This window comes from Enterobacter sp. PTB (assembly GCF_051130085.1).
Classification (GTDB): Bacteria; Pseudomonadota; Gammaproteobacteria; order Enterobacterales; family Enterobacteriaceae; genus Enterobacter; species Enterobacter ludwigii.
The window spans coordinates 217186-241429 of the sequence record NZ_JBDKEE010000007.1 but is presented as its reverse complement, the minus strand read 5'-3'; the positions used below and the strand labels follow the sequence as shown (position 1 = coordinate 241429).

Sequence of the window (24244 nt, the reverse complement as noted above, 5' to 3'; positions counted from 1 at the left end):
TACTCGCTTCAATTGGCCGCCACGACGGCGAAAGGATGCAAAACTATTATGGCTCACTCACATTTAATAGCAGAAAGAATTTCCCGCCTCAGCGGCGCGCTGGAAAAAGGCCTTTTCGAGCGTAGCCACGCCATTCGCCTCTGTTTACTGGCGGCGTTGAGCGGTGAAAGCGTCTTTCTGCTTGGTCCTCCGGGCATCGCCAAAAGCCTGATTGCCCGCCGGCTGAAATTTGCCTTTCAGAACGCCCGCGCTTTCGAATACCTGATGACCCGCTTTTCCACCCCAGAAGAAGTTTTCGGCCCGCTTTCCATTCAGGCGCTGAAAGATGAAGGGCGCTATCAGCGCCTGACTGAGGGGTATCTTCCGGAAGCGGAAATTGTTTTTCTTGATGAGATCTGGAAAGCGGGGCCGGCTATTCTGAACACCCTGCTCACGGCGATAAACGAACGCCGATTCCGCAACGGTGCCAGCGAAGAGAAAATCCCGATGCGCCTGCTGGTGGCGGCCTCTAACGAACTCCCGGAAGCCGACAGCAGCCTTGAAGCGCTGTATGACCGCATGCTGATCCGCCTGTGGCTCGACAAAGTGCAGGATAAATCCAACTTCCGCTCGATGCTGGTCAGCCAGCAGGATGAGAATGAAAACCCGGTCCCCGCTTCGCTGCAGGTCACGGATGAGGAGTATTACCAGTGGCAGGAGGATATCGGCAAAATCACACTGCCGGATTCGGTGTTTGAGCTGATCTATCTGCTGCGCCAGCAGCTCGATTTACTGCCTTCTGCGCCGTATGTCTCCGACCGTCGCTGGAAAAAAGCGATCCGCCTGCTGCAGGCCAGCGCCCTGTTCAGCGGCCGCGATGCCGTTGCGCCAATCGATCTGATCCTTTTAAAAGATTGTCTCTGGCACGACGCGGAAGGCATGAACCTGATGCAGCAGCAGCTTGACGTATTGATGACCGGACACGCCTGGGGCCAGCAGTCGATGCTCAACCAGCTCGGGGCGATTGCCCAACGGCGTATTCAGCTGCAGCAACAACAAAGCGACAAAACAGCGCTGAAAGTAAACCGCCTTGGCGGTATGTTCGCCCGCAAAGCGCATTATGAGCTGCCGTCCGAACTGACCAGTACAACGCTGACGCTCCTGCTTCAGCAGCCCCTTAAGCTTCATGACATGCAGGTGGTCCATATCACCGTGGAGCGAGAGCCACTGGCTCAGTGGCTTGATAAGGGCGGGGAGATCCGCGGCAAACTCAACGGCATCGGTTTTGCCCAGCCGCTGACGCTGGAAGTGGACAGCAGCCAGCATCTGGTGATCCGCGACGTCAGCCTGCAGGGATCGCGTCTTGCGCTTCCGGGAACCGCCTCTGACAGCGTGCCGGAAGAGATTAAACGCCAGCTTGAAGCGCTGGATACAGAATGGCACCAGCAACATACGCGCTTCAGCGAGCAGCAAAAATGCCTCTTTATTCATAGCGACTGGTTAGGTCGCATCGAAGCCAGCCTGCAGGATGTCAGCGCGCAGATCAAACAGGCTCGTCAATGCTAACGCTGGATACGCTTAACGTCATGCTGGCCGTCAGCGAAGAGGGGTTGATCGAAGAGGTGGTCATCACCCTTCTGGCCTCCCCGCAGCTGGCGGCTTTTTTTGAAAAATTCCCACGGCTCAAAAAGGCGATGACCGACGATCTCCCGCGCTGGCGCGAAAACCTGCGTCAGCGGTTCAAAGAGACCGAAGTCCCCCCTGAATTAACTGACGAGGTGGCCTGCTATCAGCAGTGCCAGCGGCTCTCTACGTCACAGTTTATCGCCCAGCTCCCGCAAACCCTGACGTTACTCGACACAGTACACTCTCCGTTTGCCAGCCAGGCGCGGGCGCTGGTCACGGATAACGCCACGTTTACCCCCGCGCTACACACCCTCTTTTTACAACGCTGGCGCCTCAGCCTGGTGGTGCAGGCCACAACGTTGAACCAGCAGTTGCTGGATGAGGAGCGTGAACAGCTGCTTAGCGAAGTGCAGGAACGCATGACCTTAAGCGGTCAGCTGGAGCAGGTGCTGGTGGAAAATGAAAACGCCGCCGGGCGTCTTTGGGATATGAGCGCTGGTCAGCTGCGGCGCGGAGATTACCAGCTCATCGTCAAGTACGGCGATTTTCTGGCACAGCAGCCAGAGCTGATGAAGCTTGCCGAACAGCTGGGTCGTTCACGGGAGGCCAAATCGGTCCCAAAGAAAGATGCCCCAATGGAGACCTTCCGCACCCTGGTCCGTGAACCGGCCACCGTGCCTGAGCAGGTGGATGGGCTCCAGCAAAGCGACGATATTTTGCGCCTGCTGCCCACGGAGCTGAGTACGCTGGGGATGACCGAGCTTGAGTACGAGTTTTATCGCCGGCTGGTGGAAAAACAGCTTCTGACCTACCGGTTGCATGGCGAAGCCTGGCGTGAAAAGCTCAGCCAGCGCCCGGTCATTCATCAGGATTTTGACGAACAGCCGCGTGGGCCTTTTATTGTGTGCGTGGATACGTCCGGCTCGATGGGAGGGTTTAACGAACAGTGCGCGAAAGCGTTCTGCCTGGCTCTGATGCGCGTGGCGCTCGCCGATCGACGTCGCTGCTTCATCATGCTCTTTTCCAGCGAAGTTGTGGGTTATGAACTGACCCATCAGCAGGGTATTGAGCAGGCGATCCGCTTTTTAAGCCAGCGCTTTCGTGGCGGTACCGATCTGGCAAGCTGTTTTCGAAGCATCGTTGAGCGGATGCAGGGCGGAGACTGGTATGACGCTGACGCCGTGGTCATCTCCGATTTTATTGCCCAGCGGCTACCGGATGACGTGGTGAATAAAGTGAAGGAGCTACAGCGAGTGCACCAGCACCGTTTCCATGCTGTGGCGATGTCTGCCCATGGAAAACCCGGCATCATGCGCATCTTCGATCATATCTGGCGCTTTGATACCGGGTTACGTAGCCGCCTGCTAAGACGCTGGCAGCGCTAATTACAGAAGAGATTCAACGCGATCGCGTACCTGTTGTGGCCAGACACCGCACTGCACCTGACCAATATGAGGCAGCTGCAACAGCAGCATGGTCAGACGGGACTGGCCAATACCGCCGCCAATGGTCTGCGGCATCTCTCCGCGCAGCAACGCCTGGTGCCACTCCAGCGTGAGACGATCTTCATCCCCGGTAAGTGCCAGCTGACGCTTCAGGGCGTCAGCATCCACGCGGATCCCCATTGAAGAGAGCTCGAACGCATCTTCCAGCACCGGGTTCCAGACCAGAATATCACCGTTCAGACCGGCGAATTCGCCCTCACCCGTCGTGCTCCAGTCATCATAATCCGGCGCACGCACATCATGGCGTTTACCGTCAGACAATTTGCCGCCAATCCCGATCAGGAACACAGCACCCAATTCTTTGGCGATCGCACGCTCACGGCCTTTGGCATCCAGATCGGGATAACGGCTCAGCAGTTCCTGACTGTGGACAAAGTGGATCGATTCCGGCAGGAACGGTGCCAGACCAAACTCTTTGCTCACTGCCGCTTCGGTCGCTTTGATCCCGGCGTAGATCGCCTCAACGGTGGATTTCAGCGTACCGACGTGACGCTCGCCATCGCCCATGACGCGCTCCCAGTCCCATTGATCGACGTAGACGGAGTGCATTGGCGTAAGACGGTCTTCATCGGGGCGAAGGGCTTTCATGTGCGTGTAAAGCCCTTCGCCCGCGCTGAAGTCGTGTTGTCCCAGGGTTTGACGTTTCCACTTCGCAAGGGAATGCACCACTTCGAACTGGGCGTCTGGCAGTGTTTTCACTTTCACCTGTACCGCTTTTTCGCATCCAGAAAGGTTGTCCTGCGTCCCGTCACCCACGCGGCTGAGAATGGGCGCCTGGACTTCGATCAGACCAAGCTTGTCTTCCAGCTGACGTGAAAAATGGGATTTAACGAAGCTGATCTGGCGTTGTTTTGCGATGTAAGCGGTTTTCATTATTTATACTCCTGCGTCCTGTTGATAGAGATTAAGCAACAAAAATGGCCTGTAATTCAATAACCCATCAACAAAAAGCCACCTTCACTTTTGATTCATTAAAATATGGCGCTAGAATAGAGAGATTCATTAATGTTCATAAGAAAAAGCTATGGAAAATTATCAGATCGATAATCTGGACCGCGGCATCCTGGAGGCCTTAATGGCCAATGCTCGTACTGCCTACGCGGAACTGGCGAAACAGTTTGGCGTCAGTCCGGGCACAATCCACGTTCGCGTGGAAAAGATGAAACAGGCGGGGATCATTACCGGTGCTCGTATCGACGTCAGCCCTAAGCAGCTCGGTTATGACGTCTGCTGCTTTATTGGCATTATCCTCAAAAGCGCCAAAGATTATCCGTCAGCCCTGGCGAAGCTCAACGCGCTTGAAGAAGTCACGGAGGCGTACTACACCACCGGGCACTACAGTATCTTTATAAAGGTGATGTGCCGCTCCATTGATGCCCTCCAGCAGGTACTTATCAACAAGATCCAAACAATTGATGAAATTCAGTCCACTGAAACATTGATCTCCCTGCAGAACCCGATCATGCGTACCATCCGCCCCTGATCGGGCAAATTCATTCCCACACTTTCCACAGGTAGATCCCAGCTCGTTCACAGCGTACAATGAGCCCCTCTTTATTTGAGCGAGCGATCAATGGCAGACATTACCCTTATCAGTGGCAGCACCCTGGGCGGCGCGGAATACGTTGCGGAACATCTGGCTGAGAAGCTGGAAGACGCGGGCTTTTCCACCGAAACACTGCACGGCCCGTTGCTTGAAGATCTCCCGACTGATGGGGTCTGGCTACTGATCACCTCGACGCACGGCGCAGGCGATCTGCCGGATAATCTGCAACCTTTATATGACGAACTGCTGGAACAGCAGCCTGACCTGTCAAACGTCCGTTTTGGCGCGGTGGGTATCGGCAGTCGTGAATATGACACCTTTTGCGGTGCAATAGAGAAAGTCGAAGCCGCTGTGACTGCCTGTGGGGCAAAACAGCTGGGTGAAACACTGAAGATCAACATCCTCGATCATGACATTCCGGAAGATCCAGCGGAGATCTGGCTGGGTGAATGGAAAAATTTACTCAAAAACGATTAAAGATCGCGCGAACAGATGTGGATAACTCTGGTTAAAAGCTCGTATTAAGCGGTAGTTATCCAAGTTATAACTCTGAGGCCGTTTTGGCCCTGTGTATAAAGTCGCGATCTGATCCCAGCTTATACTGGCCAGGATCACCGATCATTCACAGCAAACGATCCTTTCTAACTGCATGATCTTCATCGTGAGATCGGGCTTATCCACAGAGGTACTCGATCCTAATAAGAGATCACAATAGAACAGATCTCTAAATAAAAAGATCTTCTTTTTAATAGCCCAGGATCCCAATGCTTTCTCGAAAGACTAAAGTTGAGTAGAATCCACGGCCCGGGCTTCAATCCATTTTCATACCGCTTTACGCGAGGCAGACCACCATGTTTTATCAGGATCCTTTTGACGTCATCATCATTGGCGGGGGTCATGCAGGCACTGAGGCCGCAATGGCCGCAGCGCGAATGGGTCAGCAGACCCTGCTTTTGACACACAATATCGACACGCTGGGACAAATGTCCTGTAATCCGGCGATTGGCGGCATTGGGAAAGGACACCTGGTAAAAGAAGTGGATGCACTTGGCGGCCTGATGGCGAAAGCGATCGATCATGCCGGCATCCAGTTTAGGATACTAAACGCGAGCAAAGGTCCCGCTGTGCGCGCCACCCGTGCTCAGGCAGACCGCGTGCTTTACCGTCAGGCGGTACGTACTGCCCTGGAGAATCAGCCAAACCTGATGATCTTCCAGCAGGCGGTAGAAGATCTTATCGTTGAAAACGATCGCGTTGTGGGTGCCGTAACCCAGATGGGCCTCAAGTTCCGCGCGAAAGCCGTCGTACTGACTGTCGGGACCTTCCTGGATGGCAAAATCCATATCGGTCTGGATAACTACAGCGGTGGCCGTGCTGGCGATCCGCCGTCCATTCCGCTGTCTCGTCGTCTGCGTGAACTTCCGCTGCGCGTCAGTCGCCTGAAAACAGGCACGCCACCGCGTATTGATGCGCGCACCATTGATTTCAACGTGCTGGCACAACAGCACGGCGATAACCCCATGCCGGTGTTCTCGTTCATGGGCAATGCGGCTCAACATCCGCAGCAGGTACCGTGCTACATCACGCATACCAACGAAAAAACCCATGACGTGATCCGCAATAACCTCGACCGCAGCCCAATGTACGCTGGCGTGATCGAAGGGATCGGCCCGCGTTACTGTCCATCGATCGAAGACAAGGTGATGCGCTTTGCCGATCGTAACCAGCACCAGATCTTCCTGGAGCCGGAAGGACTGACGTCAAATGAAATTTACCCGAACGGCATCTCCACCAGCCTGCCGTTCGATGTGCAGATGCAAATTGTTCGCTCAATGCAGGGTATGGAGAACGCGAAAATCGTTCGTCCTGGCTACGCTATTGAGTACGATTTCTTCGATCCGCGTGACCTGAAGCCAACCCTGGAGAGCAAATTCATCCACGGTCTGTTCTTCGCCGGCCAGATTAACGGCACGACCGGTTACGAAGAAGCTGCCGCTCAGGGTCTGCTTGCCGGTCTGAACGCAGCACGCTTCTCTGCGGAGAAAGAGGGCTGGGCACCTGCGCGTTCTCAGGCTTATCTGGGCGTGCTGGTCGACGATCTTTGCACCCTTGGTACCAAAGAACCGTACCGTATGTTTACCTCTCGCGCGGAATATCGCCTGATGCTGCGCGAAGATAATGCCGATCTGCGTCTGACCGAAGTGGGTCGTGAACTGGGTCTGGTGGATGACGAACGCTGGGCGCGCTACAACGAAAAACTGGAACGCATTGAGCAGGAACGTCAGCGCCTGAAAACCACCTGGGTGAATCCACAGGCGGAAACCGCTGCAGAAGTGAATGCTCACTTAACTGCGCCGCTTTCGCGCGAAGCCAGCGGCGAAGACTTGCTACGTCGCCCTGAAGTGACCTACGAGAACCTGGTGAAACTGACCGCGTTCGCGCCTGGCCTTGAAGACGCTGAAGCGGCTGAACAGGTTGAGATCCAGGTCAAATACGAAGGTTACATCGCGCGTCAGCAGGATGAGATTGAAAAACAGCAGCGCAACGAAAATACGCTGCTGCCGGAAATGCTGGACTACCGTCAGGTGACGGGGCTTTCCAATGAAGTGATCGCCAAGCTGAACGATCACAAGCCTGTGTCGATCGGTCAGGCATCCCGTATCTCCGGTGTCACACCTGCCGCGATTTCGATTCTGCTGGTGTGGCTGAAAAAGCAAGGTATGCTGCGCCGTAGCGCATAATATCCAGTGCTTTTGGCGGGTGGCGCTTCGCTACCCGCCCTGCTAATTCGTAGGCCCGGTAAGCGCCACCGGGCAATTTATGTCTAAACAGGTACCCACTGTGCTCAATAAACTCTCTCGTCTGCTGGAACAGGCAGGTATTTCGCTCACCGATCACCAGAAAACTCAGCTGGTGGCCTATGTCGATATGCTGAACAAATGGAATAAAGCGTACAACCTGACGTCTGTTCGCGACCCCAACGAGATGCTGGTTCGTCATATCCTCGATAGCATCGTGGTTGCGCCGTATCTTAAAGGGGAGCGCTTTATCGATGTGGGCACAGGTCCTGGCCTGCCGGGGATCCCGCTGTCGATTGTCCGCCCTGAGAGCCATTTCACGCTGCTGGACAGCCTTGGCAAACGCGTCCGTTTTTTACGTCAGGTCCAGCATGAGCTGAAGCTGGAGAACATCGCCCCTGTACAGAGCAGGGTAGAGGCGTTCCCCGCGGAGCCGCCGTTTGACGGTGTTATCAGCCGCGCGTTTGCGTCGCTCAATGATATGGTGAGCTGGTGTAAGCACTTGCCTGCACAAGATGGCCGCTTTTATGCCCTGAAAGGGCAGTTGCCGGGCGATGAAATTGAACAGCTTCCGGAGGGTTTTGCTGTCGAATCCGTTGAGAAATTAAACATTCCTCAGCTTGAGGGTGAACGCCATCTGGTGATAATTAAGCCAAACAATTTTTAAATATTTAATAAAAATTGTGGAATTCGTGCTGTTCTGACCATGTTAAATAACAGCACAAATTCTCGGGTTTTACCGAAGAGAGTTTAACCTCTGTGTTACTAAGGTTTTTCTAACGGTTAACGTAACAGCCATTGTTCAGCATGAAGATAGTCAACATCGAAAATATCAGCCTGCTAAAAGTGGAATACGGCAACCAGAATTGAATGTTAAATATTTATTAAGAATGTCAATAAAAGGTTTTTATTGTATACCGGGCTGTTTTGAAAATAGTTACGATAATTTGTCTTTAATTTCATAAAGATGAAATAAACCGATTTGCGTCTTTGATAAATACACCCTTATCGCAAATGTGTGTTTTGTGATCTCGTGCACGCTTTGTAGCCAACGTTTTCGCGCTGTTTGCAGTTTTGGTCGAAGGTCGTGGCTTTCAGGAAAAGTTAAAAAATAGCGGCGGGGAAAAATATTTAAACATTTATTCACCTTTTCGCTACTTAATGTTTGAAATCACGGGTGCGCACCGTATAATTTGACCGCTTTTTGATGCTTGACTCTGAGCCTTAAAGGACGTTTTATACGACACGCGGCATACCTCGAAGGGAGCAGGAGTAAAAACGTGATGTCTGTGTCGCTCTTGAGTAGAAACGTTGCTCGTAAGCTTCTGTTCATTCAGTTTCTGGCTGTGATAGCAAGTGGACTGCTGTTTAGCCTCAAAGACCCCTTCTGGGGCATCTCCGCCGTGTGCGGGGGTTTGGCGGTTGTTCTGCCAAACGTATTGTTTATGATTTTTGCCTGGCGTCATCAGGCGCATACACCCGCCAAAGGCCGTGTGGCCTGGTCCTTCGCTCTCGGTGAAGTGTGTAAGGTGTTGCTGACCTTTGCTCTACTGGTGATGGCGCTGGCGGTTTTGAAAGTGGTATTCATGCCGCTGATAGCAACGTGGGTTTTGGTGCTGGTGGTACAAGTTCTGGCTCCAGCTGTAATCAACAACAAAGGGTAAAAGGCATCATGGCTTCAGAAAATATGACGCCGCAGGATTACATAGGTCACCATCTGAATAACCTTCAGCTGGACCTGCGTACATTCTCGCTGGTGGATCCGCATAACCCCCCGGCCACCTTCTGGACGATCAACATCGACTCCATGTTCTTCTCGGTCGTTTTGGGTCTTCTGTTCCTGGCCATGTTCCGCGGTGTTGCGAAAAGAGCGACCAGCGGTGTTCCAGGGAAATTCCAGACGTTCATCGAAATGATCATCGGCTTCGTCCATGGCAGCGTCAAAGACATGTACCATGGTAAGAGCAAGCTGATTGCTCCGCTGGCCCTGACCGTGTTCGTTTGGGTGTTCCTGATGAACCTGATGGACCTGCTGCCAATCGATTTCCTGCCGTGGATTGGCGAACATGTCCTCGGTCTGCCAGCACTGCGCGTGGTGCCGTCCGCTGACGTGAACATCACCCTGTCGATGGCGCTGGGCGTGTTTATCCTGATTCTTTTCTACAGCATCAAAATGAAAGGCGTAAGCGGCTTCGTGAAAGAGCTTACCTTGCAGCCGTTCAACCACTGGGCGTTTATTCCGGTCAACCTGATCCTGGAAGGCGTTAGCCTGCTGTCCAAACCTGTTTCACTGGGTCTGCGACTGTTCGGCAACATGTATGCGGGTGAGCTGATTTTCATTCTGATCGCGGGTCTTCTGCCGTGGTGGTCACAGTGGATTCTGAATGTGCCTTGGGCCATTTTCCACATCCTGATCATTACGCTGCAAGCCTTTATCTTCATGGTTCTGACGATCGTCTATCTGTCGATGGCGTCTGAAGAGCACTGATTTTTTACCAACACTACTACGTTTTAATTGAAACAAACTGGAGACTGTCATGGAAAACCTGAATATGGATCTGCTGTACATGGCTGCCGCTGTGATGATGGGTCTGGCGGCTATCGGTGCTGCGATCGGTATCGGCATCCTCGGGGGCAAATTCCTGGAAGGCGCAGCGCGTCAACCTGATCTGATTCCTCTGCTGCGTACTCAGTTCTTTATCGTTATGGGTCTGGTGGATGCTATCCCAATGATCGCTGTAGGTCTGGGTCTGTACGTGATGTTTGCTGTCGCGTAGTAGTAGTTTTAAAACCCTAAGCCACAGATATTAAAGAGGTATTGTGCTGTGAACATGAACGCAACAATCCTCGGCCAGGCCATCGCGTTTATTCTCTTTGTCTGGTTCTGCATGAAGTATGTATGGCCGCCTTTAATGGCTGCCATCGAAAAACGTCAGAAAGAAATTGCTGACGGTCTGGCTTCTGCAGAACGCGCTAAGAAAGATTTGGACCTTGCACAGGCCAACGCGACAGACCAGCTGAAAAAAGCGAAAGCGGAAGCTCAGGTTATCATCGAACAGGCTAACAAACGCCGTTCGCAGATCCTGGACGAAGCCAAAGCTGAAGCAGAACAGGAACGTACTAAGATCGTGACACAAGCTCAGGCTGAAATTGAAGCTGAGCGTAAACGTGCTCGCGAAGAACTGCGTAAGCAGGTTGCGATTCTGGCTGTTGCTGGCGCCGAGAAGATCATCGAACGTTCCGTGGATGAAGCTGCTAACAGCGACATCGTGGACAAACTTGTCGCTGAACTGTAAGGAGGGAGGGGCTGATGTCTGAATTTGTTACGGTAGCTCGCCCCTACGCCAAAGCAGCTTTTGACTTTGCTGTCGAACACCAAAATGTCGATCGCTGGCAGGATATGCTGGCGTTTGCCGCTGAGGTGACGAAAAACGAACAAATGGCCGAGTTGCTTTCTGGTGCGTTAGCGCCTGAAACTCTCGCCGCGTCGTTTATCGCCGTGTGCGGAGAGCAACTGGATGCCAATGGTCAGAACCTGATTAAGGTAATGGCAGAAAATGGTCGTCTCCGTGTGCTCCCGGATGTTCTCGAGCAGTTTGAGCACTTACGTGCCCTTAGTGAAGCTACCGCTGAAGTCGAAGTGACTTCTGCGACTGAACTGAGTGATGAACAGCTTGCGAAAATCACCGCCGCGATGGAAAAACGTCTGTCACGCAAAGTTAAGCTGAATTGCAAAATCGATAAGTCTGTAATGGCAGGCGTAATCATCCGTTCGGGTGATATGGTCATTGATGGCAGCGTACGCGGCCGTCTTGAACGCCTTGCAGACGTCTTGCAGTCTTAAGGGGACTGGAGCATGCAACTGAATTCCACCGAAATCAGCGAACTGATCAAGCAGCGCATTGCTCAGTTCAGTGTTGTGAGCGAAGCTCACAACGAAGGTACTATTGTTTCTGTAAGTGACGGTGTTATCCGTATTCACGGCCTGGCCGATTGTATGCAGGGTGAGATGATTTCCCTGCCGGGTAACCGTTACGCTATCGCACTGAACCTGGAGCGCGACTCCGTAGGTGCAGTTGTGATGGGTCCATACGCTGACCTCGCCGAAGGCATGAAGGTTAAGTGTACTGGCCGTATTCTGGAAGTGCCGGTTGGCCGTGGCCTGCTGGGTCGCGTTGTTAACACCCTGGGTGCACCAATCGACGGTAAAGGTCCGGTTGAGCACGATGGCTTCTCCCCAATCGAAGTTATCGCACCAGGCGTTATCGACCGTCAGTCCGTTGATCAGCCAGTGCAGACTGGTTATAAGTCCGTTGATGCCATGATTCCAATCGGTCGTGGCCAGCGTGAACTGATCATCGGTGACCGTCAGACCGGTAAAACCGCGATGGCTATCGACGCCATCATCAACCAGCGTGACTCCGGCATCAAATGTGTGTACGTGGCTATCGGCCAGAAAGCGTCCACCATTTCTAACGTGGTTCGTAAACTGGAAGAGCACGGCGCGCTGTCTAACACCATCGTTGTTGTGGCGACCGCTTCTGAATCTGCTGCACTGCAATACCTGGCACCATACGCCGGTTGCGCAATGGGCGAATACTTCCGTGACCGCGGTGAAGATGCGCTGATCGTATACGATGACCTGTCTAAACAGGCCGTTGCATATCGTCAGGTTTCCCTGCTGCTCCGTCGTCCACCTGGACGTGAAGCGTTCCCTGGCGACGTATTCTACCTCCACTCTCGTCTGCTGGAGCGTGCTTCCCGCGTTAACGCGGAATACGTCGAGAACTTCACCAAAGGTGAAGTGAAGGGTAAAACCGGCTCTCTGACCGCGCTGCCAATCATTGAAACCCAGGCGGGTGACGTTTCCGCGTTCGTTCCGACCAACGTAATCTCCATTACCGATGGTCAGATCTTCCTGGAAACCAACCTGTTTAACTCCGGTATTCGTCCGGCAGTTAACCCGGGTATCTCCGTATCCCGTGTGGGTGGTGCTGCTCAGACCAAGATCATCAAGAAACTGTCCGGTGGTATTCGTACCGCGCTGGCACAGTATCGTGAACTGGCTGCGTTCTCTCAGTTCGCATCCGATCTGGACGAAGCAACCCGTAAACAGCTGAGCCACGGTCAGAAAGTGACCGAGCTGCTGAAGCAAAAACAGTACGCACCAATGTCTGTTGCTCAGCAGGGCCTGGTTCTGTTCGCGGCTGAACGCGGTTACCTCGAAGATGTGGAACTGGCGAAAATCGGTAGCTTCGAAGCCGCTCTGCTGGCTTACGTCGACCGTGATCACGCTCCGCTGATGCAAGAGATCAACCAGACCGGTGGCTATAACGACGAAATCGAAGGCAAGCTGAAAGCTATCCTCGATTCCTTCAAAGCAACCCAATCCTGGTAATCGTCCGGCGGCTTGTCTCAGGACAAGCCGCCTGGCATTGAGGAGAAGCTCATGGCCGGCGCAAAAGAGATACGTAGTAAGATCGCAAGCGTCCAGAACACGCAAAAGATCACTAAAGCGATGGAGATGGTCGCCGCTTCCAAAATGCGTAAATCGCAGGATCGCATGGCGGCCAGCCGTCCTTATGCAGAAACCATGCGCAAAGTGATTGGTCACCTTGCAAACGGTAATCTGGAATATAAGCACCCTTACCTGGAAGAACGCGACGTTAAGCGCGTGGGCTACCTGGTGGTGTCGACCGACCGTGGTCTGTGTGGCGGCTTGAACATTAACCTGTTCAAAAAACTGCTGGCGGATATGAAAGCATGGTCTGAAAAAGGCGTTCAGTGCGATATCGCAATGATCGGCTCTAAAGGCGTCTCTTTCTTTAACTCCGTTGGTGGCAACATTGTCGCTCAGGTGACGGGTATGGGTGATAACCCTTCCCTGTCCGAGCTGATCGGCCCGGTTAAAGTGATGTTGCAGGCTTACGATGAAGGCCGTCTGGACAGACTGTACGTTGTCAGCAACAAATTTATTAACACCATGTCTCAGGTTCCAACGCTCACTCAGATGCTGCCTTTACCGGCATCAGAAGATGACGAGCTGAAGCAAAAATCCTGGGATTACCTGTATGAACCCGATCCGAAACCGCTGTTGGATACCCTGCTGCGTCGTTACGTTGAATCTCAGGTTTATCAGGGCGTTGTAGAAAACCTGGCCAGCGAGCAGGCCGCACGAATGGTGGCGATGAAAGCCGCGACCGATAATGGCGGCAGCCTGATTAAAGAGCTGCAGTTGGTTTACAACAAAGCTCGTCAGGCCAGCATTACTCAGGAACTCACCGAGATCGTCTCGGGGGCCGCCGCGGTTTAACCAGGTTTACGAATTACGTAGAGGATTCAAGATGGCTACTGGAAAGATTGTCCAGGTAATCGGCGCCGTGGTGGACGTCGAGTTCCCTCAGGACGCCGTACCACGCGTGTACGACGCGCTTGAGGTACAGAATGGTAACGAGAGCCTGGTGCTGGAAGTTCAGCAGCAGCTCGGCGGCGGTATCGTGCGTACCATCGCGATGGGTTCTTCCGACGGTCTGCGTCGTGGTCTGGAAGTTAAAGACCTTGAGCACCCGATCGAAGTCCCGGTAGGTAAAGCAACACTGGGTCGTATCATGAACGTATTGGGTCAACCAATCGACATGAAAGGCGACATCGGTGAAGAAGAGCGTTGGGCTATCCACCGCGCAGCACCTTCCTACGAAGAGCTGTCCAGCTCTCAGGAACTGCTGGAAACCGGCATCAAAGTTATCGACCTGATGTGTCCGTTTGCGAAGGGCGGTAAAGTTGGTCTGTTCGGTGGTGCGGGTGTAGGTAAAACCGTAAACATGATGGAGCTGATCCGTAACATCGCGATCGAGCACTCCGGTTACTCCGTATTTGCGGGCGTAGGTGAACGTACTCGTGAGGGTAACGACTTCTACCACGAAATGACCGACTCCAACGTTCTGGACAAAGTATCCCTGGTTTACGGCCAGATGAACGAGCCACCAGGAAACCGTCTGCGCGTTGCGCTGACTGGCCTGACTATGGCTGAGAAGTTCCGTGACGAAGGCCGTGACGTTCTGCTGTTCGTTGATAACATCTATCGTTACACCCTGGCCGGTACTGAAGTATCTGCACTGCTGGGTCGTATGCCTTCAGCGGTAGGTTATCAGCCGACACTGGCAGAAGAGATGGGTGTTCTTCAGGAACGTATCACCTCTACCAAAACCGGTTCTATCACCTCCGTTCAGGCGGTATACGTACCTGCGGATGACTTGACTGACCCATCCCCAGCCACCACCTTTGCGCACCTTGACGCAACCGTGGTACTGAGCCGTCAGATCGCGTCTCTGGGTATCTACCCGGCCGTTGACCCGCTGGACTCCACCAGCCGTCAGCTGGATCCACTGGTTGTGGGTCAGGAACACTACGACACCGCGCGTGGCGTACAGTCCCTGCTGCAGCGTTACCAGGAACTGAAAGACATCATCGCCATCCTGGGTATGGATGAGCTGTCTGAAGAAGACAAACTGGTGGTAGCACGTGCGCGTAAGATCCAGCGCTTCCTGTCCCAGCCGTTCTTCGTTGCGGAAGTATTCACCGGTTCTCCGGGTAAATACGTTTCCCTGAAAGACACCATCCGTGGCTTTAAAGGCATCATGGAAGGCGAATACGATCACCTGCCGGAGCAGGCGTTCTACATGGTTGGTTCCATCGACGAAGCCGTGGAAAAAGCCAAAAAACTTTAACGCCTTAATCGGAGGGTGATATGGCAATGACTTACCACCTGGACGTCGTCAGCGCAGAGCAACAAATGTTCTCTGGTCTGGTCGAGAAAATCCAGGTAACGGGTAGTGAAGGTGAACTGGGTATTTTCCCGGGTCACGCACCGCTGCTCACCGCCATTAAGCCTGGTATGATCCGCATCGTTAAACAGTTCGGTCATGAAGAGTTTATCTATCTGTCCGGCGGCATTCTTGAAGTGCAGCCTGGCAGCGTGACCGTTCTGGCCGATACCGCTATTCGTGGCCAGGATCTCGACGAAGCACGAGCCCTGGAATCGAAGCGTAAGGCTGAAGAGCACATTAGCAGCTCTCATGGTGACGTGGATTACGCTCAGGCGTCTGCGGAGCTGGCCAAAGCGATCGCGAAACTGCGCGTTATCGAGTTGACCAAAAAAGCGATGTAACACCGGCTTGAAAAGCACAAAGCCAGTCTGGTTTCCAGGCTGGCTTTTTTTATGGTTTCGTATCACACCGATCTTTATTCATGATCCAAAAGAATAGCTAAGCTATTGTGTGTGCTAGCGACTTATCGCGAGAAGGCTATTTTCCAGAGAAAAAGGGGTTTACTCTGCCCCTAAAAATGGCCTCAAATAGCCATTATTGGCTGATGTTGAACGTTTTACCGCCACTCCATTTTATGACGCAAAATATGTAGAATTTTCAACGTCAACGGGTTTAACTTCTTACTCAAATTACAGTCAGGACGCGTATGTTGAACAATACAATGAGCGTGGTCATCCTTGCCGCCGGTAAAGGTACCCGCATGTATTCCGATCTTCCAAAGGTACTGCACACGCTGGCAGGAAAGCCGATGGTGCAGCATGTCATTGATGCCGCTAATGAACTGGGTGCCCGTCAGGTCCATCTGGTCTATGGTCACGGCGGCGATCTGCTTAAAAAGACGCTGAACGATGACAAACTCAACTGGGTGCTTCAGGCAGAACAGTTGGGGACCGGACACGCCATGCAGCAGGCCGCCCCGTTCTTTGCGGATGACGAAGATATTCTGATGCTTTACGGCGACGTCCCGCTGATCTCTGTCGACACCCTTGCCCGCCTGCGTGAAGCTAAACCGCAGGGTGGCATCGGGTTGTTAACCGTCGTGCTTGACGATCCGACCGGCTATGGCCGCATTACCCGCGAAAACGGTAACGTAACGGGTATCGTTGAGCATAAAGATGCCAGCGACGCACAGCGTCAGATTCAGGAGATCAACACCGGTATCCTGATTGCCAATGGCGCGGACCTGAAGCGCTGGCTGTCGAAGCTCAACAACAATAATGCGCAGGGTGAGTACTACATCACCGACATCATCGCGATGGCCTATCAGGAAGGGCGTGAGATTGCGGCGGTTCATCCGGCACGCATTAGCGAAACCGAAGGGGTGAATAACCGCCTTCAGCTTTCCCACCTGGAACGCGTTTATCAGTCCGAACAGGCTGAAAAACTGCTCCTGGCAGGCGTTATGCTGCGCGACCCGGCGCGTTTCGATCTGCGCGGGACCTTATCTCACGGGCGCGACGTTGAAATCGATACTAACGTTATCCTTGAAGGCAACGTCACGCTTGGCCACCGCGTCAAAATTGGTGCCGGTTGTGTTATCAAAAACAGCGTCATCGGTGACGACTGCGACATTAGCCCGTACAGCGTGGTTGAAGATGCACATCTGGACGCGGCATGCACCATTGGGCCGTTCGCACGCCTACGCCCTGGCGCTGAATTGCTCGAAGGCGCCCATGTTGGCAACTTCGTTGAGATGAAAAAAGCGCGTCTGGGCAAAGGTTCCAAAGCCGGCCATTTAACCTACCTGGGCGATGCAGAGATTGGCGATAACGTGAACATTGGTGCAGGAACAATCACCTGCAACTATGACGGTGCCAACAAGTTTAAAACCATCATCGGTGATGATGTGTTTGTCGGTTCTGATACACAGCTGGTGGCACCGGTGACGGTCGGGAACGGGGTAACCATTGCCGCCGGGACGACCGTGACGCGCGATGTTGCCGACAATGAGCTGGTGCTGAGCCGCGTGCCGCAGGTTCACAAGCAGGGCTGGAAACGCCCGGTGAAGAAAAAGTAACGACCTGCACCCTGCTCTCTCTCGCGAGGAGAGCGCTCGTTCGGTGCGGTGTTTTTTGCCCTCGCCCCTCTGGGGAGAGGGATGGGGTGAGGGGATAACATAATCCTCCCCCCAAAGGCAGTACTTATAACAATAACCCCACTCTCTACAAGGCTCGGGGTGCCCGGAAAGGGCAAATACAGGTCAGCGACAACGCATGGCATAACGCCATAATCAGGAAATTAAACTATGTGTGGAATTGTTGGCGCAGTTGCGCAGCGTGATATTGCTGAAATCCTTCTCGAAGGTTTACGTCGTCTGGAATACCGTGGTTACGACTCTGCCGGTCTGGCAGTTGTGGATGCAGAAGGGCATATGACCCGTCTGCGTCGTCTCGGTAAAGTGCAGATGCTGGCCCAGGCTGCGGAAGATCATCCGCTGCACGGTGGCACGGGTATTGCGCACACCCGCTGGGCGACCCACGGCGAACCGTCTGAAGGCAATGCGCACCCGCATGTGTCCGAACACATCGTGGTCGTGCATAACGGCATTATCGAAAACCACGAACCGCTGCGCGAAGAACTTAAAGCGCGCGGCTATACCTTCGTCTCTGAAACCGACACCGAAGTTATTGCTCACCTGGTTCACTGGGAGCTGGAGCAGGGCGGTACACTGCGTGAAGCGGTGCTGCGCGCGATCCCTCAGCTGCGCGGTGCGTACGGTACGGTAATCATGGATTCACGCGATCCGTCCACGCTGCTGGCCGCACGTTCCGGTAGCCCAATGGTTATCGGTCTGGGCATGGGCGAGAACTTTATCGCCTCTGACCAGCTGGCACTTCTGCCGGTTACCCGTCGCTTTATCTTCCTGGAAGAGGGTGATATCGCGGAAGTGACGCGTCGCAACGTGACGGTATTCGATACCAAAGGCGAGCAGGTGAAACGCCCGGAGATCGAATCCAATCTGCAGTACGACGCAGGCGACAAAGGCGCTTACCGTCACTACATGCAGAAAGAAATTTACGAGCAGCCGAACGCCATCAAAAACACCCTGACCGGGCGCATCAGCCACGGCGAGGTGGACCTGAGCGAACTGGGCGCCAACGCCAATGAGCTGCTCGGTAAGGTTGAGCATATTCAGATCGTGGCCTGCGGTACCTCCTACAACTCCGGTATGGTCTCCCGCTACTGGTTTGAATCCCTGGCCGGTGTTCCGTGTGACGTCGAAATCGCTTCAGAATTCCGCTACCGCAAATCCGCGGTGCGTCGTAATAGCCTGATGATCACCCTTTCCCAGTCTGGCGAAACGGCGGACACCCTGGCGGCGCTGCGTCTCTCTAAAGAGCTGGGCTATCTGGGCTCTCTGGCCATCTGTAACGTGCCGGGTTCTTCGCTGGTTCGTGAATCCGATCTGGCGCTGATGACCAACGCAGGTACGGAAATCGGCGTGGCCTCCACCAAAGCGTTTACCACTCAACTGACCGTTCTGCTGATGCTGGTGGCGAAACTGGCGCGTCTGAAAGGGCAGGATGCGGCTGTTGAGCATGACATCGTTCATGGCCTGCAGGCGCTGCCAAGCCGTATTGAGCAGATGCTGTCTCAGGACAAACGCATTGAAGCGCTGGCGGAAGATTTCTCTGACAAACATCACGCCCTGTTCCTCGGCCGTGGCGATCAGTATCCAATTGCGCTGGAAGGCGCGTTGAAGCTGAAAGAGATCTCCTACATCCACGCGGAAGCTTACGCAGCAGGCGAGCTGAAACACGGCCCGCTGGCGCTGATTGACGCAGACATGCCGGTCATCGTTGTGGCACCTAACAACGAACTGCTGGAAAAACTGAAGTCCAATATCGAAGAAGTCCGCGCCCGCGGTGGTGTACTGTACGTCTTCGCCGATAAAGACGCCGGCTTTGCGAGCAGCGACAATATGCACATCATCGAGATGCCGCATGTGGAAGAGGTGATTGCCCCTATCTTCTACACCGTTCCGCTGCAGTTGCTGGCCTATCACGTCGCGCTGATCAAAGGCACTGACGTTGACCAGCCACGTAACCTGGCGAAATCGGTCACCGTAGAATAATCCCCTCAGGCTCCACCTTCGGGTGGAGCTTTTTTACCCTTCCTGGTTTGTTTTTAATCAACCCATCCGCATTTTTATTTATGACAATCTGTCATCTTCAGCTACTTTTTTCAGTGTCACATAAAGAAAATATTTCTGAAAACTTGCTGTCATGTAAGTGGTTAACTAGATGATAATTAAATGAATTTTTACTGATATTTAAGCTAAATTTTCATTGTCATAAAACTGTCATAATTCGTACATTTATCTGTCACCTGTTTGTCCTATTTTGCTCATCGTAGCCACTAAACAACGATTTACGAAAATCTTGCAGGAGACATTATGAAAGTTATGCGTACCACTGTCGCAACTGTTGTCGCCGCGACCTTATCTCTGAGCGCGTTCTCTGTATTTGCAGAAGCAAGCCTGACTGGCGCTGGTGCAACCTTCCCTGCGCCGGTGTATGCCAAATGGGCGGATACCTACCAGAAAGAAACCGGTAACAAGGTTAACTATCAGGGTATCGGCTCCTCCGGTGGCGTAAAACAAATTACCGCGAATACCGTTGATTTCGGCGCATCAGACGCTCCACTGTCTGATGACAAACTGGCGCAGGAAGGCCTGTTCCAGTTCCCGACCGTTATCGGTGGTGTTGTGCTGGCCGTTAACATTCCAGGCCTGAAATCAGGCGAGCTGGTCCTGGACGGCAAAACCCTGGGTGACATCTACCTCGGTAAAATCAAAAAATGGGATGACGAAGCCATCACCAAACTGAACCCGGGTGTCAAACTGCCTTCGCAGAACATCGCAGTGGTTCGTCGTGCAGATGGTTCCGGTACCTCTTTCGTGTTCACCAGCTACCTGGCGAAAGTGAACGAAGAGTGGAAATCTAAAGTCGGTTCCGGCTCTACCGTTAACTGGCCAACCGGTCTGGGTGGTAAAGGCAACGACGGTATCGCCGCGTTCGTACAGCGTCTGCCTGGTTCTATCGGCTATGTAGAGTATGCGTACGCTAAGCAGAACAACCTGTCTTACACCAAACTGGTTTCTGCCGATGGCAAGCCAGTCAGCCCGACTGAAGAGAACTTTGCTAACGCTGCAAAAGGCGCTGACTGGAGCAAATCCTTCGCTCAGGATCTGACTAACCAGAAAGGCGATGGTGCGTGGCCAATCACCTCTACCACCTTCATTCTGGTTCACAAAGAGCAGAAGAAACCTGAGCAGGGCGCTGAAGTGTTGAAGTTCTTTGACTGGGCGTACAAAAACGGCGGCAAACAGGCTAACGCTCTGGATTACGCCACCCTGCCGGACAACGTGGTTGAGCAGATTCGCGCTGCATGGAAAACCAACGTGAAAGACAGCAGCGGTAAAGCATTGTATTAATTTAGTATTCTGACGAAAATGGCGGGTGGCGCTCGCGCTACCCGCCGATTTCGTAAACGCGTTTAACAGAAGAGTGATTTATGGCTGCAACAAAGCCTGCATTTAACCCTCCGGGTAAAAAAGGTGACATGATTTTCAGCGCGCTGGTCAAACTGGCTGCGCTGATTGTGCTATTGCTGCTGGGCGGCATTATCGTGTCCCTGATTTTCTCCTCCTGGCCGAGCATCCAGAAATTCGGTTTCTCCTTCCTGTGGACCAAAGAGTGGGATGCGCCGAACGATATCTACGGTGCGCTGGTGCCGATTTACGGCACGCTGGTGACGTCGTTTATCGCCCTGCTGATTGCGGTGCCGGTGAGCTTTGGTATTGCCCTGTTCCTGACGGAACTGGCGCCGGGCTGGTTGCGTCGTCCACTGGGTATCGCCATTGAACTGCTGGCCGCTATTCCAAGTATCGTGTACGGCATGTGGGGCCTGTTTATCTTTGCTCCCCTGTTCGCAACGTACTTCCAGGAACCGGTGGGTAATGTTCTCTCCGCCATTCCGTTTGTCGGCACCCTGTTCTCTGGCCCGGCTTTCGGTATCGGTATTCTGGCTGCGGGGGTGATCCTCGCCATTATGATTATTCCGTACATTGCGGCGGTAATGCGCGATGTCTTCGAACAAACGCCGGTGATGATGAAAGAGTCGGCCTACGGCATCGGCTGCACCACCTGGGAAGTTATCTGGCGCATCGTCCTTCCGTTCACCAAAAATGGGGTGATTGGCGGCGTCATGCTGGGGTTAGGCCGTGCTTTGGGTGAAACCATGGCGGTGACCTTTATTATCGGTAACACCTACCAGCTCGACAGCGCCTCCCTCTACATGCCGGGTAACAGTATTACTTCCGCACTGGCGAATGAATTTGCCGAAGCGGAATCCGGGCTGCACGTCGCGGCGCTGATGGAACTGGGCCTGATCCTGTTTGTGATTACCTTCATTGTGCTGGCGATTTCCAAGCTGATGATCCTGCGTCTCGCAAAAAATGAGGGGGCACGCTAATGGCAACTCTCGAAATGCAAAGCACCACTGCGCTGGCGGAATCCCGTCGCAAAATGCAGGCGAAGCGTCGTTTCAAAAACCGCGTTGCGTTGACGCTCTCAATGGCAACGATGGCGTTCGGTCTGTTCTGGCTGGTCTGGATCCTGTTCTCGACCGTTGTACGCGGCATCGACGGGATGTCGCTGTCACTGTTCACCGAGATGACGCCGCCGCCAAATACGGCGGGCGGCGGCCTGGCGAATGCCCTGGCGGGAAGCGGTTTGCTGATCCTCTGGGCGACGGTAGTTGGTACACCGCTTGGCATTATGGCGGGGATTTATCTGGCGGAGTACGGGCGTAAATCCTGGCTGGCAGAGGTGATTCGTTTCATTAACGACATCCTGCTGTCTGCGCCGTCTATCGTGGTCGGTCTGTTTGTTTACACCATTGTGGTGGCGCAGATGGAACACTTCTCCGGCTGGGCAGGTGTGATTGCGCTGGCGCTGCTGCAAGTACCTATCGTCATTCGTACCACCGAGAACATGCTGAAACTGGTGCCGGATAGCCTGCGTGAAGCGGCTTACGCGCTGGGCACGCCGAAGTGGAAAATGATCTCCGCGATTACGCTGAAAGCCTCCGTCTCCGGGATCATGACCGGTATCCTGCTGGCCATTGCCCGTATTGCAGGCGAAACGGCGCCGCTGCTGTTTACTGCCCTCTCCAACCAGTTCTGGAGTACGGACATGATGCAGCCGATCGCCAACCTGCCGGTGACGATTTTTAAATTTGCGATGAGCCCATTCGCGGAATGGCAGCAGCTGGCCTGGGCCGGGGTGCTGATCATTACCCTTTGCGTACTGTTGCTGAACATTCTGGCGCGCGTCATTTTCGCGAAGCAGAAACACGGTTAAATTTTTACGGCGCGGCAGATCGCGGCGCCGAATGAGGAAATGAGTCAATGAGTATGGTTGATACTGCCCCGGGTAAGATTCAGGTTCGTGATTTGAACTTCTACTACGGCAAATTCCATGCCCTGAAGAACATCAACCTGGATATCGCCAGGAACCAGGTCACGGCATTTATCGGTCCGTCTGGCTGTGGTAAATCCACGCTGCTGCGTACCTTTAACAAAATGTATTCGCTCTATCCGGAGCAGCGTGCCGAAGGTGAAATCATCCTGGACGGCGATAACATTCTGACCAACAGCCAGGATATCGCCCTGCTGCGTGCGAAAGTCGGGATGGTGTTCCAGAAACCGACGCCGTTCCCGATGTCCATCTATGACAACATCGCCTTTGGCGTACGTCTGTTTGAAAAGCTCTCCCGTACGGATATGGATGAGCGCGTTCAGTGGGCTTTGACCAAGGCCGCATTATGGAACGAAACCAAAGATAAGTTGCACCAGAGCGGTTACTCTCTCTCCGGTGGTCAGCAGCAGCGTCTGTGCATTGCGCGTGGTATCGCCATTCGCCCGGAAGTGTTGTTGCTGGATGAGCCGTGTTCAGCTCTGGACCCGATCTCAACCGGCCGTATTGAAGAGTTGATCACCGAGCTGAAGCAGGATTACACCGTGGTTATCGTGACCCACAACATGCAGCAGGCTGCGCGTTGTTCCGATTACACGGCGTTTATGTACCTGGGCGAGTTGATTGAGTTCAGTAATACGGACGATCTGTTCACCAAGCCCGCTAAAAAGCAAACAGAAGACTATATCACCGGTCGTTACGGTTGATTCAGGAGCGCGCTATGGACAATCTCAATCTTAACAAACACATTTCAGGCCAGTTCAACGCAGAGCTGGAAAGTATTCGCACTCAGGTGATGACCATGGGTGGCATGGTTGAGCAGCAGCTTTCCGATGCCATTACCGCGATGCACAACCAGGACAGCGAGCTGGCAAAGCGCGTTATCGAAGGTGATAAAAACGTCAATATGATGGAAGTCGCCATTGATGAAGCCTGCGTGCGTATTATCGCCAAGCGTCAGCCAACGGCGAGCGACCTGCGTCTGGTTATGGCGATCATCAAAACCATCGCCGAGCTGGAGCGTATTGGTGACGTTGCAGATAAAATCTGCCGCACCGCGCTGGAGAAATTCTCTCAGCAGCACCAGCCACTGCTGGTGAGCCTCGAGTCGCTGGGTCGTCATACCGTGCAGATGCTGCATGACGTACTGGATGCCTTTGCGCGAATGGATCTGGACGAAGCGGTACGTATCTACCGTGAAGACAAGAAGGTCGACCAGGAGTATGAAGGCATCGTGCGTCAGCTGATGACCTACATGATGGAAGACTCCCGTACGATCCCAAGCGTCCTGACCGCGCTGTTCTGCGCGCGCTCAATCGAGCGTATCGGTGACCGTTGCCAGAACATTTGCGAATACATCTTCTACTTCGTGAAAGGACAGGATTTCCGTCACGTTGGCGGCGATGAGCTGGACAAGCTGCTGGCGGGTAAAGATCCGAAAGAGTGATGCGCTAACATGCCCGGTGCTGCTGCGCTTACCGGG

The 24244-nt window shown here is 53.6% G+C and carries 23 protein-coding genes; 22 read left to right on the top strand and 1 reads right to left on the bottom strand.

Going from position 1 to position 24244, the window contains the following annotated elements; genetic code table 11:
* Positions 1 to 48 precede the first annotated feature (48 nt).
* A complete protein-coding gene (ravA, locus tag AAIR21_RS11730; RefSeq protein WP_025202724.1) occupies positions 49 to 1545 on the top strand; it encodes an ATPase RavA in 1497 nt (498 codons plus the stop codon).
* Positions 1539 to 2990 carry an ATPase RavA stimulator ViaA gene (gene viaA, locus AAIR21_RS11725; RefSeq protein WP_014172273.1) on the top strand — a complete coding sequence of 484 codons (1452 nt, stop codon included), beginning with the start codon at positions 1539 to 1541 and terminating at the stop codon, positions 2988 to 2990. The genes ravA and viaA overlap by 7 nt, the downstream gene beginning before the upstream one ends.
* Here viaA and asnA read toward each other — a convergent pair whose 3' ends face one another.
* Positions 2991 to 3983 (bottom strand): aspartate--ammonia ligase, encoded by a 993-nt coding sequence (gene asnA, locus AAIR21_RS11720; protein ID WP_014172274.1) that lies wholly within the window; start codon positions 3981 to 3983, stop codon positions 2991 to 2993.
* A gap of 151 nt (positions 3984 to 4134) precedes the next feature.
* On the opposite strand from asnA, the gene asnC reads away from it, so the two are divergent.
* The 20 genes from asnC (at position 4135) to phoU (ending at position 24208) form a co-directional block, all read left to right on the top strand.
* Positions 4135 to 4593: a transcriptional regulator AsnC gene (gene asnC, locus AAIR21_RS11715; RefSeq protein ID WP_014172275.1), complete on the top strand. Its 459-nt coding sequence runs from the start codon at positions 4135 to 4137 to the stop codon at positions 4591 to 4593.
* A 90-nt stretch (positions 4594 to 4683) separates the two neighbouring features.
* The gene (gene mioC / locus AAIR21_RS11710) at positions 4684 to 5133 is read left to right on the top strand and encodes an FMN-binding protein MioC (RefSeq protein WP_183516828.1); all 450 of its coding nucleotides are present in this window, start codon (positions 4684 to 4686) and stop codon (positions 5131 to 5133) included.
* 374 nt (positions 5134 to 5507) lie between these two features.
* Positions 5508 to 7397: a tRNA uridine-5-carboxymethylaminomethyl(34) synthesis enzyme MnmG gene (gene mnmG, locus AAIR21_RS11705; RefSeq protein WP_183516829.1), complete on the top strand. Its 1890-nt coding sequence runs from the start codon at positions 5508 to 5510 to the stop codon at positions 7395 to 7397.
* Between the two features lie 100 nt (positions 7398 to 7497).
* Positions 7498 to 8121, top strand: coding sequence for a 16S rRNA (guanine(527)-N(7))-methyltransferase RsmG (gene rsmG / locus AAIR21_RS11700; protein WP_032679279.1), 624 nt, complete (start codon positions 7498 to 7500; stop codon positions 8119 to 8121).
* A 616-nt stretch (positions 8122 to 8737) separates the two neighbouring features.
* Positions 8738 to 9118 (top strand): F0F1 ATP synthase subunit I, encoded by a 381-nt coding sequence (gene atpI / locus AAIR21_RS11695; protein ID WP_008500194.1) that lies wholly within the window; start codon positions 8738 to 8740, stop codon positions 9116 to 9118.
* An 8-nt stretch (positions 9119 to 9126) separates the two neighbouring features.
* Positions 9127 to 9942: a F0F1 ATP synthase subunit A gene (gene atpB / locus AAIR21_RS11690; protein ID WP_014172280.1), complete on the top strand. Its 816-nt coding sequence runs from the start codon at positions 9127 to 9129 to the stop codon at positions 9940 to 9942.
* Positions 9943 to 9991: 49 nt separating this feature from the next.
* Positions 9992 to 10231 carry a F0F1 ATP synthase subunit C gene (atpE, locus tag AAIR21_RS11685; RefSeq protein ID WP_000429386.1) on the top strand — a complete coding sequence of 80 codons (240 nt, stop codon included), beginning with the start codon at positions 9992 to 9994 and terminating at the stop codon, positions 10229 to 10231.
* A 48-nt stretch (positions 10232 to 10279) separates the two neighbouring features.
* Entirely contained in the window at positions 10280 to 10750 is a 471-nt protein-coding gene (gene atpF / locus AAIR21_RS11680; protein WP_003862370.1) for a F0F1 ATP synthase subunit B, read from the top strand.
* 14 nt (positions 10751 to 10764) lie between these two features.
* Entirely contained in the window at positions 10765 to 11298 is a 534-nt protein-coding gene (gene atpH, locus AAIR21_RS11675; RefSeq protein ID WP_014172281.1) for a F0F1 ATP synthase subunit delta, read from the top strand.
* A gap of 12 nt (positions 11299 to 11310) precedes the next feature.
* On the top strand, positions 11311 to 12852 hold the full coding sequence (gene atpA / locus AAIR21_RS11670; protein WP_006808751.1) for a F0F1 ATP synthase subunit alpha: 1542 nt from the start codon (positions 11311 to 11313) through the stop codon (positions 12850 to 12852).
* Between the two features lie 51 nt (positions 12853 to 12903).
* Positions 12904 to 13767 carry a F0F1 ATP synthase subunit gamma gene (atpG, locus tag AAIR21_RS11665; RefSeq protein WP_020882764.1) on the top strand — a complete coding sequence of 288 codons (864 nt, stop codon included), beginning with the start codon at positions 12904 to 12906 and terminating at the stop codon, positions 13765 to 13767.
* A 31-nt stretch (positions 13768 to 13798) separates the two neighbouring features.
* Positions 13799 to 15181: a F0F1 ATP synthase subunit beta gene (atpD, locus tag AAIR21_RS11660; RefSeq protein WP_006177559.1), complete on the top strand. Its 1383-nt coding sequence runs from the start codon at positions 13799 to 13801 to the stop codon at positions 15179 to 15181.
* Positions 15182 to 15201: 20 nt separating this feature from the next.
* On the top strand, positions 15202 to 15621 hold the full coding sequence (locus tag AAIR21_RS11655; protein WP_006177560.1) for a F0F1 ATP synthase subunit epsilon: 420 nt from the start codon (positions 15202 to 15204) through the stop codon (positions 15619 to 15621).
* Between the two features lie 305 nt (positions 15622 to 15926).
* Positions 15927 to 17297 carry a bifunctional UDP-N-acetylglucosamine diphosphorylase/glucosamine-1-phosphate N-acetyltransferase GlmU gene (gene glmU / locus AAIR21_RS11650; RefSeq protein WP_020882763.1) on the top strand — a complete coding sequence of 457 codons (1371 nt, stop codon included), beginning with the start codon at positions 15927 to 15929 and terminating at the stop codon, positions 17295 to 17297.
* Between the two features lie 228 nt (positions 17298 to 17525).
* Positions 17526 to 19355, top strand: a complete 1830-nt coding sequence (gene glmS / locus AAIR21_RS11645) for a glutamine--fructose-6-phosphate transaminase (isomerizing) (protein WP_020882762.1) — start codon at positions 17526 to 17528, stop codon at positions 19353 to 19355.
* Between the two features lie 321 nt (positions 19356 to 19676).
* Positions 19677 to 20717, top strand: a complete 1041-nt coding sequence (gene pstS / locus AAIR21_RS11640; RefSeq protein ID WP_014172287.1) for a phosphate ABC transporter substrate-binding protein PstS — start codon at positions 19677 to 19679, stop codon at positions 20715 to 20717.
* Positions 20718 to 20797: 80 nt separating this feature from the next.
* Positions 20798 to 21757: a phosphate ABC transporter permease PstC gene (gene pstC, locus AAIR21_RS11635; RefSeq protein WP_014172288.1), complete on the top strand. Its 960-nt coding sequence runs from the start codon at positions 20798 to 20800 to the stop codon at positions 21755 to 21757.
* Positions 21757 to 22647 carry a phosphate ABC transporter permease PstA gene (pstA, locus tag AAIR21_RS11630; protein ID WP_014172289.1) on the top strand — a complete coding sequence of 297 codons (891 nt, stop codon included), beginning with the start codon at positions 21757 to 21759 and terminating at the stop codon, positions 22645 to 22647. Before pstC ends, pstA begins: the two co-directional genes overlap by 1 nt.
* 47 nt (positions 22648 to 22694) lie before the next feature.
* Positions 22695 to 23468 carry a phosphate ABC transporter ATP-binding protein PstB gene (gene pstB / locus AAIR21_RS11625; RefSeq protein WP_014172291.1) on the top strand — a complete coding sequence of 258 codons (774 nt, stop codon included), beginning with the start codon at positions 22695 to 22697 and terminating at the stop codon, positions 23466 to 23468.
* A 14-nt stretch (positions 23469 to 23482) separates the two neighbouring features.
* Positions 23483 to 24208, top strand: a complete 726-nt coding sequence (gene phoU, locus AAIR21_RS11620; protein ID WP_008500182.1) for a phosphate signaling complex protein PhoU — start codon at positions 23483 to 23485, stop codon at positions 24206 to 24208.
* The last annotated feature ends 36 nt before the right edge of the window (positions 24209 to 24244 follow it).

Excerpts from the sequence above, each read along its gene's own strand:
- ravA (WP_025202724.1), top strand. The coding sequence starts at position 49 with ATGGCTCACTCACATTTAATAGCAGAAAGAATTTCCCGCCTCAGCGGC.
- viaA (WP_014172273.1), top strand. The coding sequence starts at position 1,539 with ATGCTAACGCTGGATACGCTTAACGTCATGCTGGCCGTCAGCGAAGAG.
- asnA (WP_014172274.1), bottom strand. The coding sequence starts at position 3,983 with ATGAAAACCGCTTACATCGCAAAACAACGCCAGATCAGCTTCGTTAAA.
- asnC (WP_014172275.1), top strand. The coding sequence starts at position 4,135 with ATGGAAAATTATCAGATCGATAATCTGGACCGCGGCATCCTGGAGGCC.
- mioC (WP_183516828.1), top strand. The coding sequence starts at position 4,684 with ATGGCAGACATTACCCTTATCAGTGGCAGCACCCTGGGCGGCGCGGAA.
- mnmG (WP_183516829.1), top strand. The coding sequence starts at position 5,508 with ATGTTTTATCAGGATCCTTTTGACGTCATCATCATTGGCGGGGGTCAT.
- atpI (WP_008500194.1), top strand. The coding sequence starts at position 8,738 with ATGTCTGTGTCGCTCTTGAGTAGAAACGTTGCTCGTAAGCTTCTGTTC.
- atpB (WP_014172280.1), top strand. The coding sequence starts at position 9,127 with ATGGCTTCAGAAAATATGACGCCGCAGGATTACATAGGTCACCATCTG.
- atpE (WP_000429386.1), top strand. The coding sequence starts at position 9,992 with ATGGAAAACCTGAATATGGATCTGCTGTACATGGCTGCCGCTGTGATG.
- atpH (WP_014172281.1), top strand. The coding sequence starts at position 10,765 with ATGTCTGAATTTGTTACGGTAGCTCGCCCCTACGCCAAAGCAGCTTTT.
- atpA (WP_006808751.1), top strand. The coding sequence starts at position 11,311 with ATGCAACTGAATTCCACCGAAATCAGCGAACTGATCAAGCAGCGCATT.
- atpG (WP_020882764.1), top strand. The coding sequence starts at position 12,904 with ATGGCCGGCGCAAAAGAGATACGTAGTAAGATCGCAAGCGTCCAGAAC.
- atpD (WP_006177559.1), top strand. The coding sequence starts at position 13,799 with ATGGCTACTGGAAAGATTGTCCAGGTAATCGGCGCCGTGGTGGACGTC.
- AAIR21_RS11655 (WP_006177560.1), top strand. The coding sequence starts at position 15,202 with ATGGCAATGACTTACCACCTGGACGTCGTCAGCGCAGAGCAACAAATG.
- glmU (WP_020882763.1), top strand. The coding sequence starts at position 15,927 with ATGTTGAACAATACAATGAGCGTGGTCATCCTTGCCGCCGGTAAAGGT.
- glmS (WP_020882762.1), top strand. The coding sequence starts at position 17,526 with ATGTGTGGAATTGTTGGCGCAGTTGCGCAGCGTGATATTGCTGAAATC.
- pstS (WP_014172287.1), top strand. The coding sequence starts at position 19,677 with ATGAAAGTTATGCGTACCACTGTCGCAACTGTTGTCGCCGCGACCTTA.
- pstC (WP_014172288.1), top strand. The coding sequence starts at position 20,798 with ATGGCTGCAACAAAGCCTGCATTTAACCCTCCGGGTAAAAAAGGTGAC.
- pstA (WP_014172289.1), top strand. The coding sequence starts at position 21,757 with ATGGCAACTCTCGAAATGCAAAGCACCACTGCGCTGGCGGAATCCCGT.
- pstB (WP_014172291.1), top strand. The coding sequence starts at position 22,695 with ATGAGTATGGTTGATACTGCCCCGGGTAAGATTCAGGTTCGTGATTTG.
- phoU (WP_008500182.1), top strand. The coding sequence starts at position 23,483 with ATGGACAATCTCAATCTTAACAAACACATTTCAGGCCAGTTCAACGCA.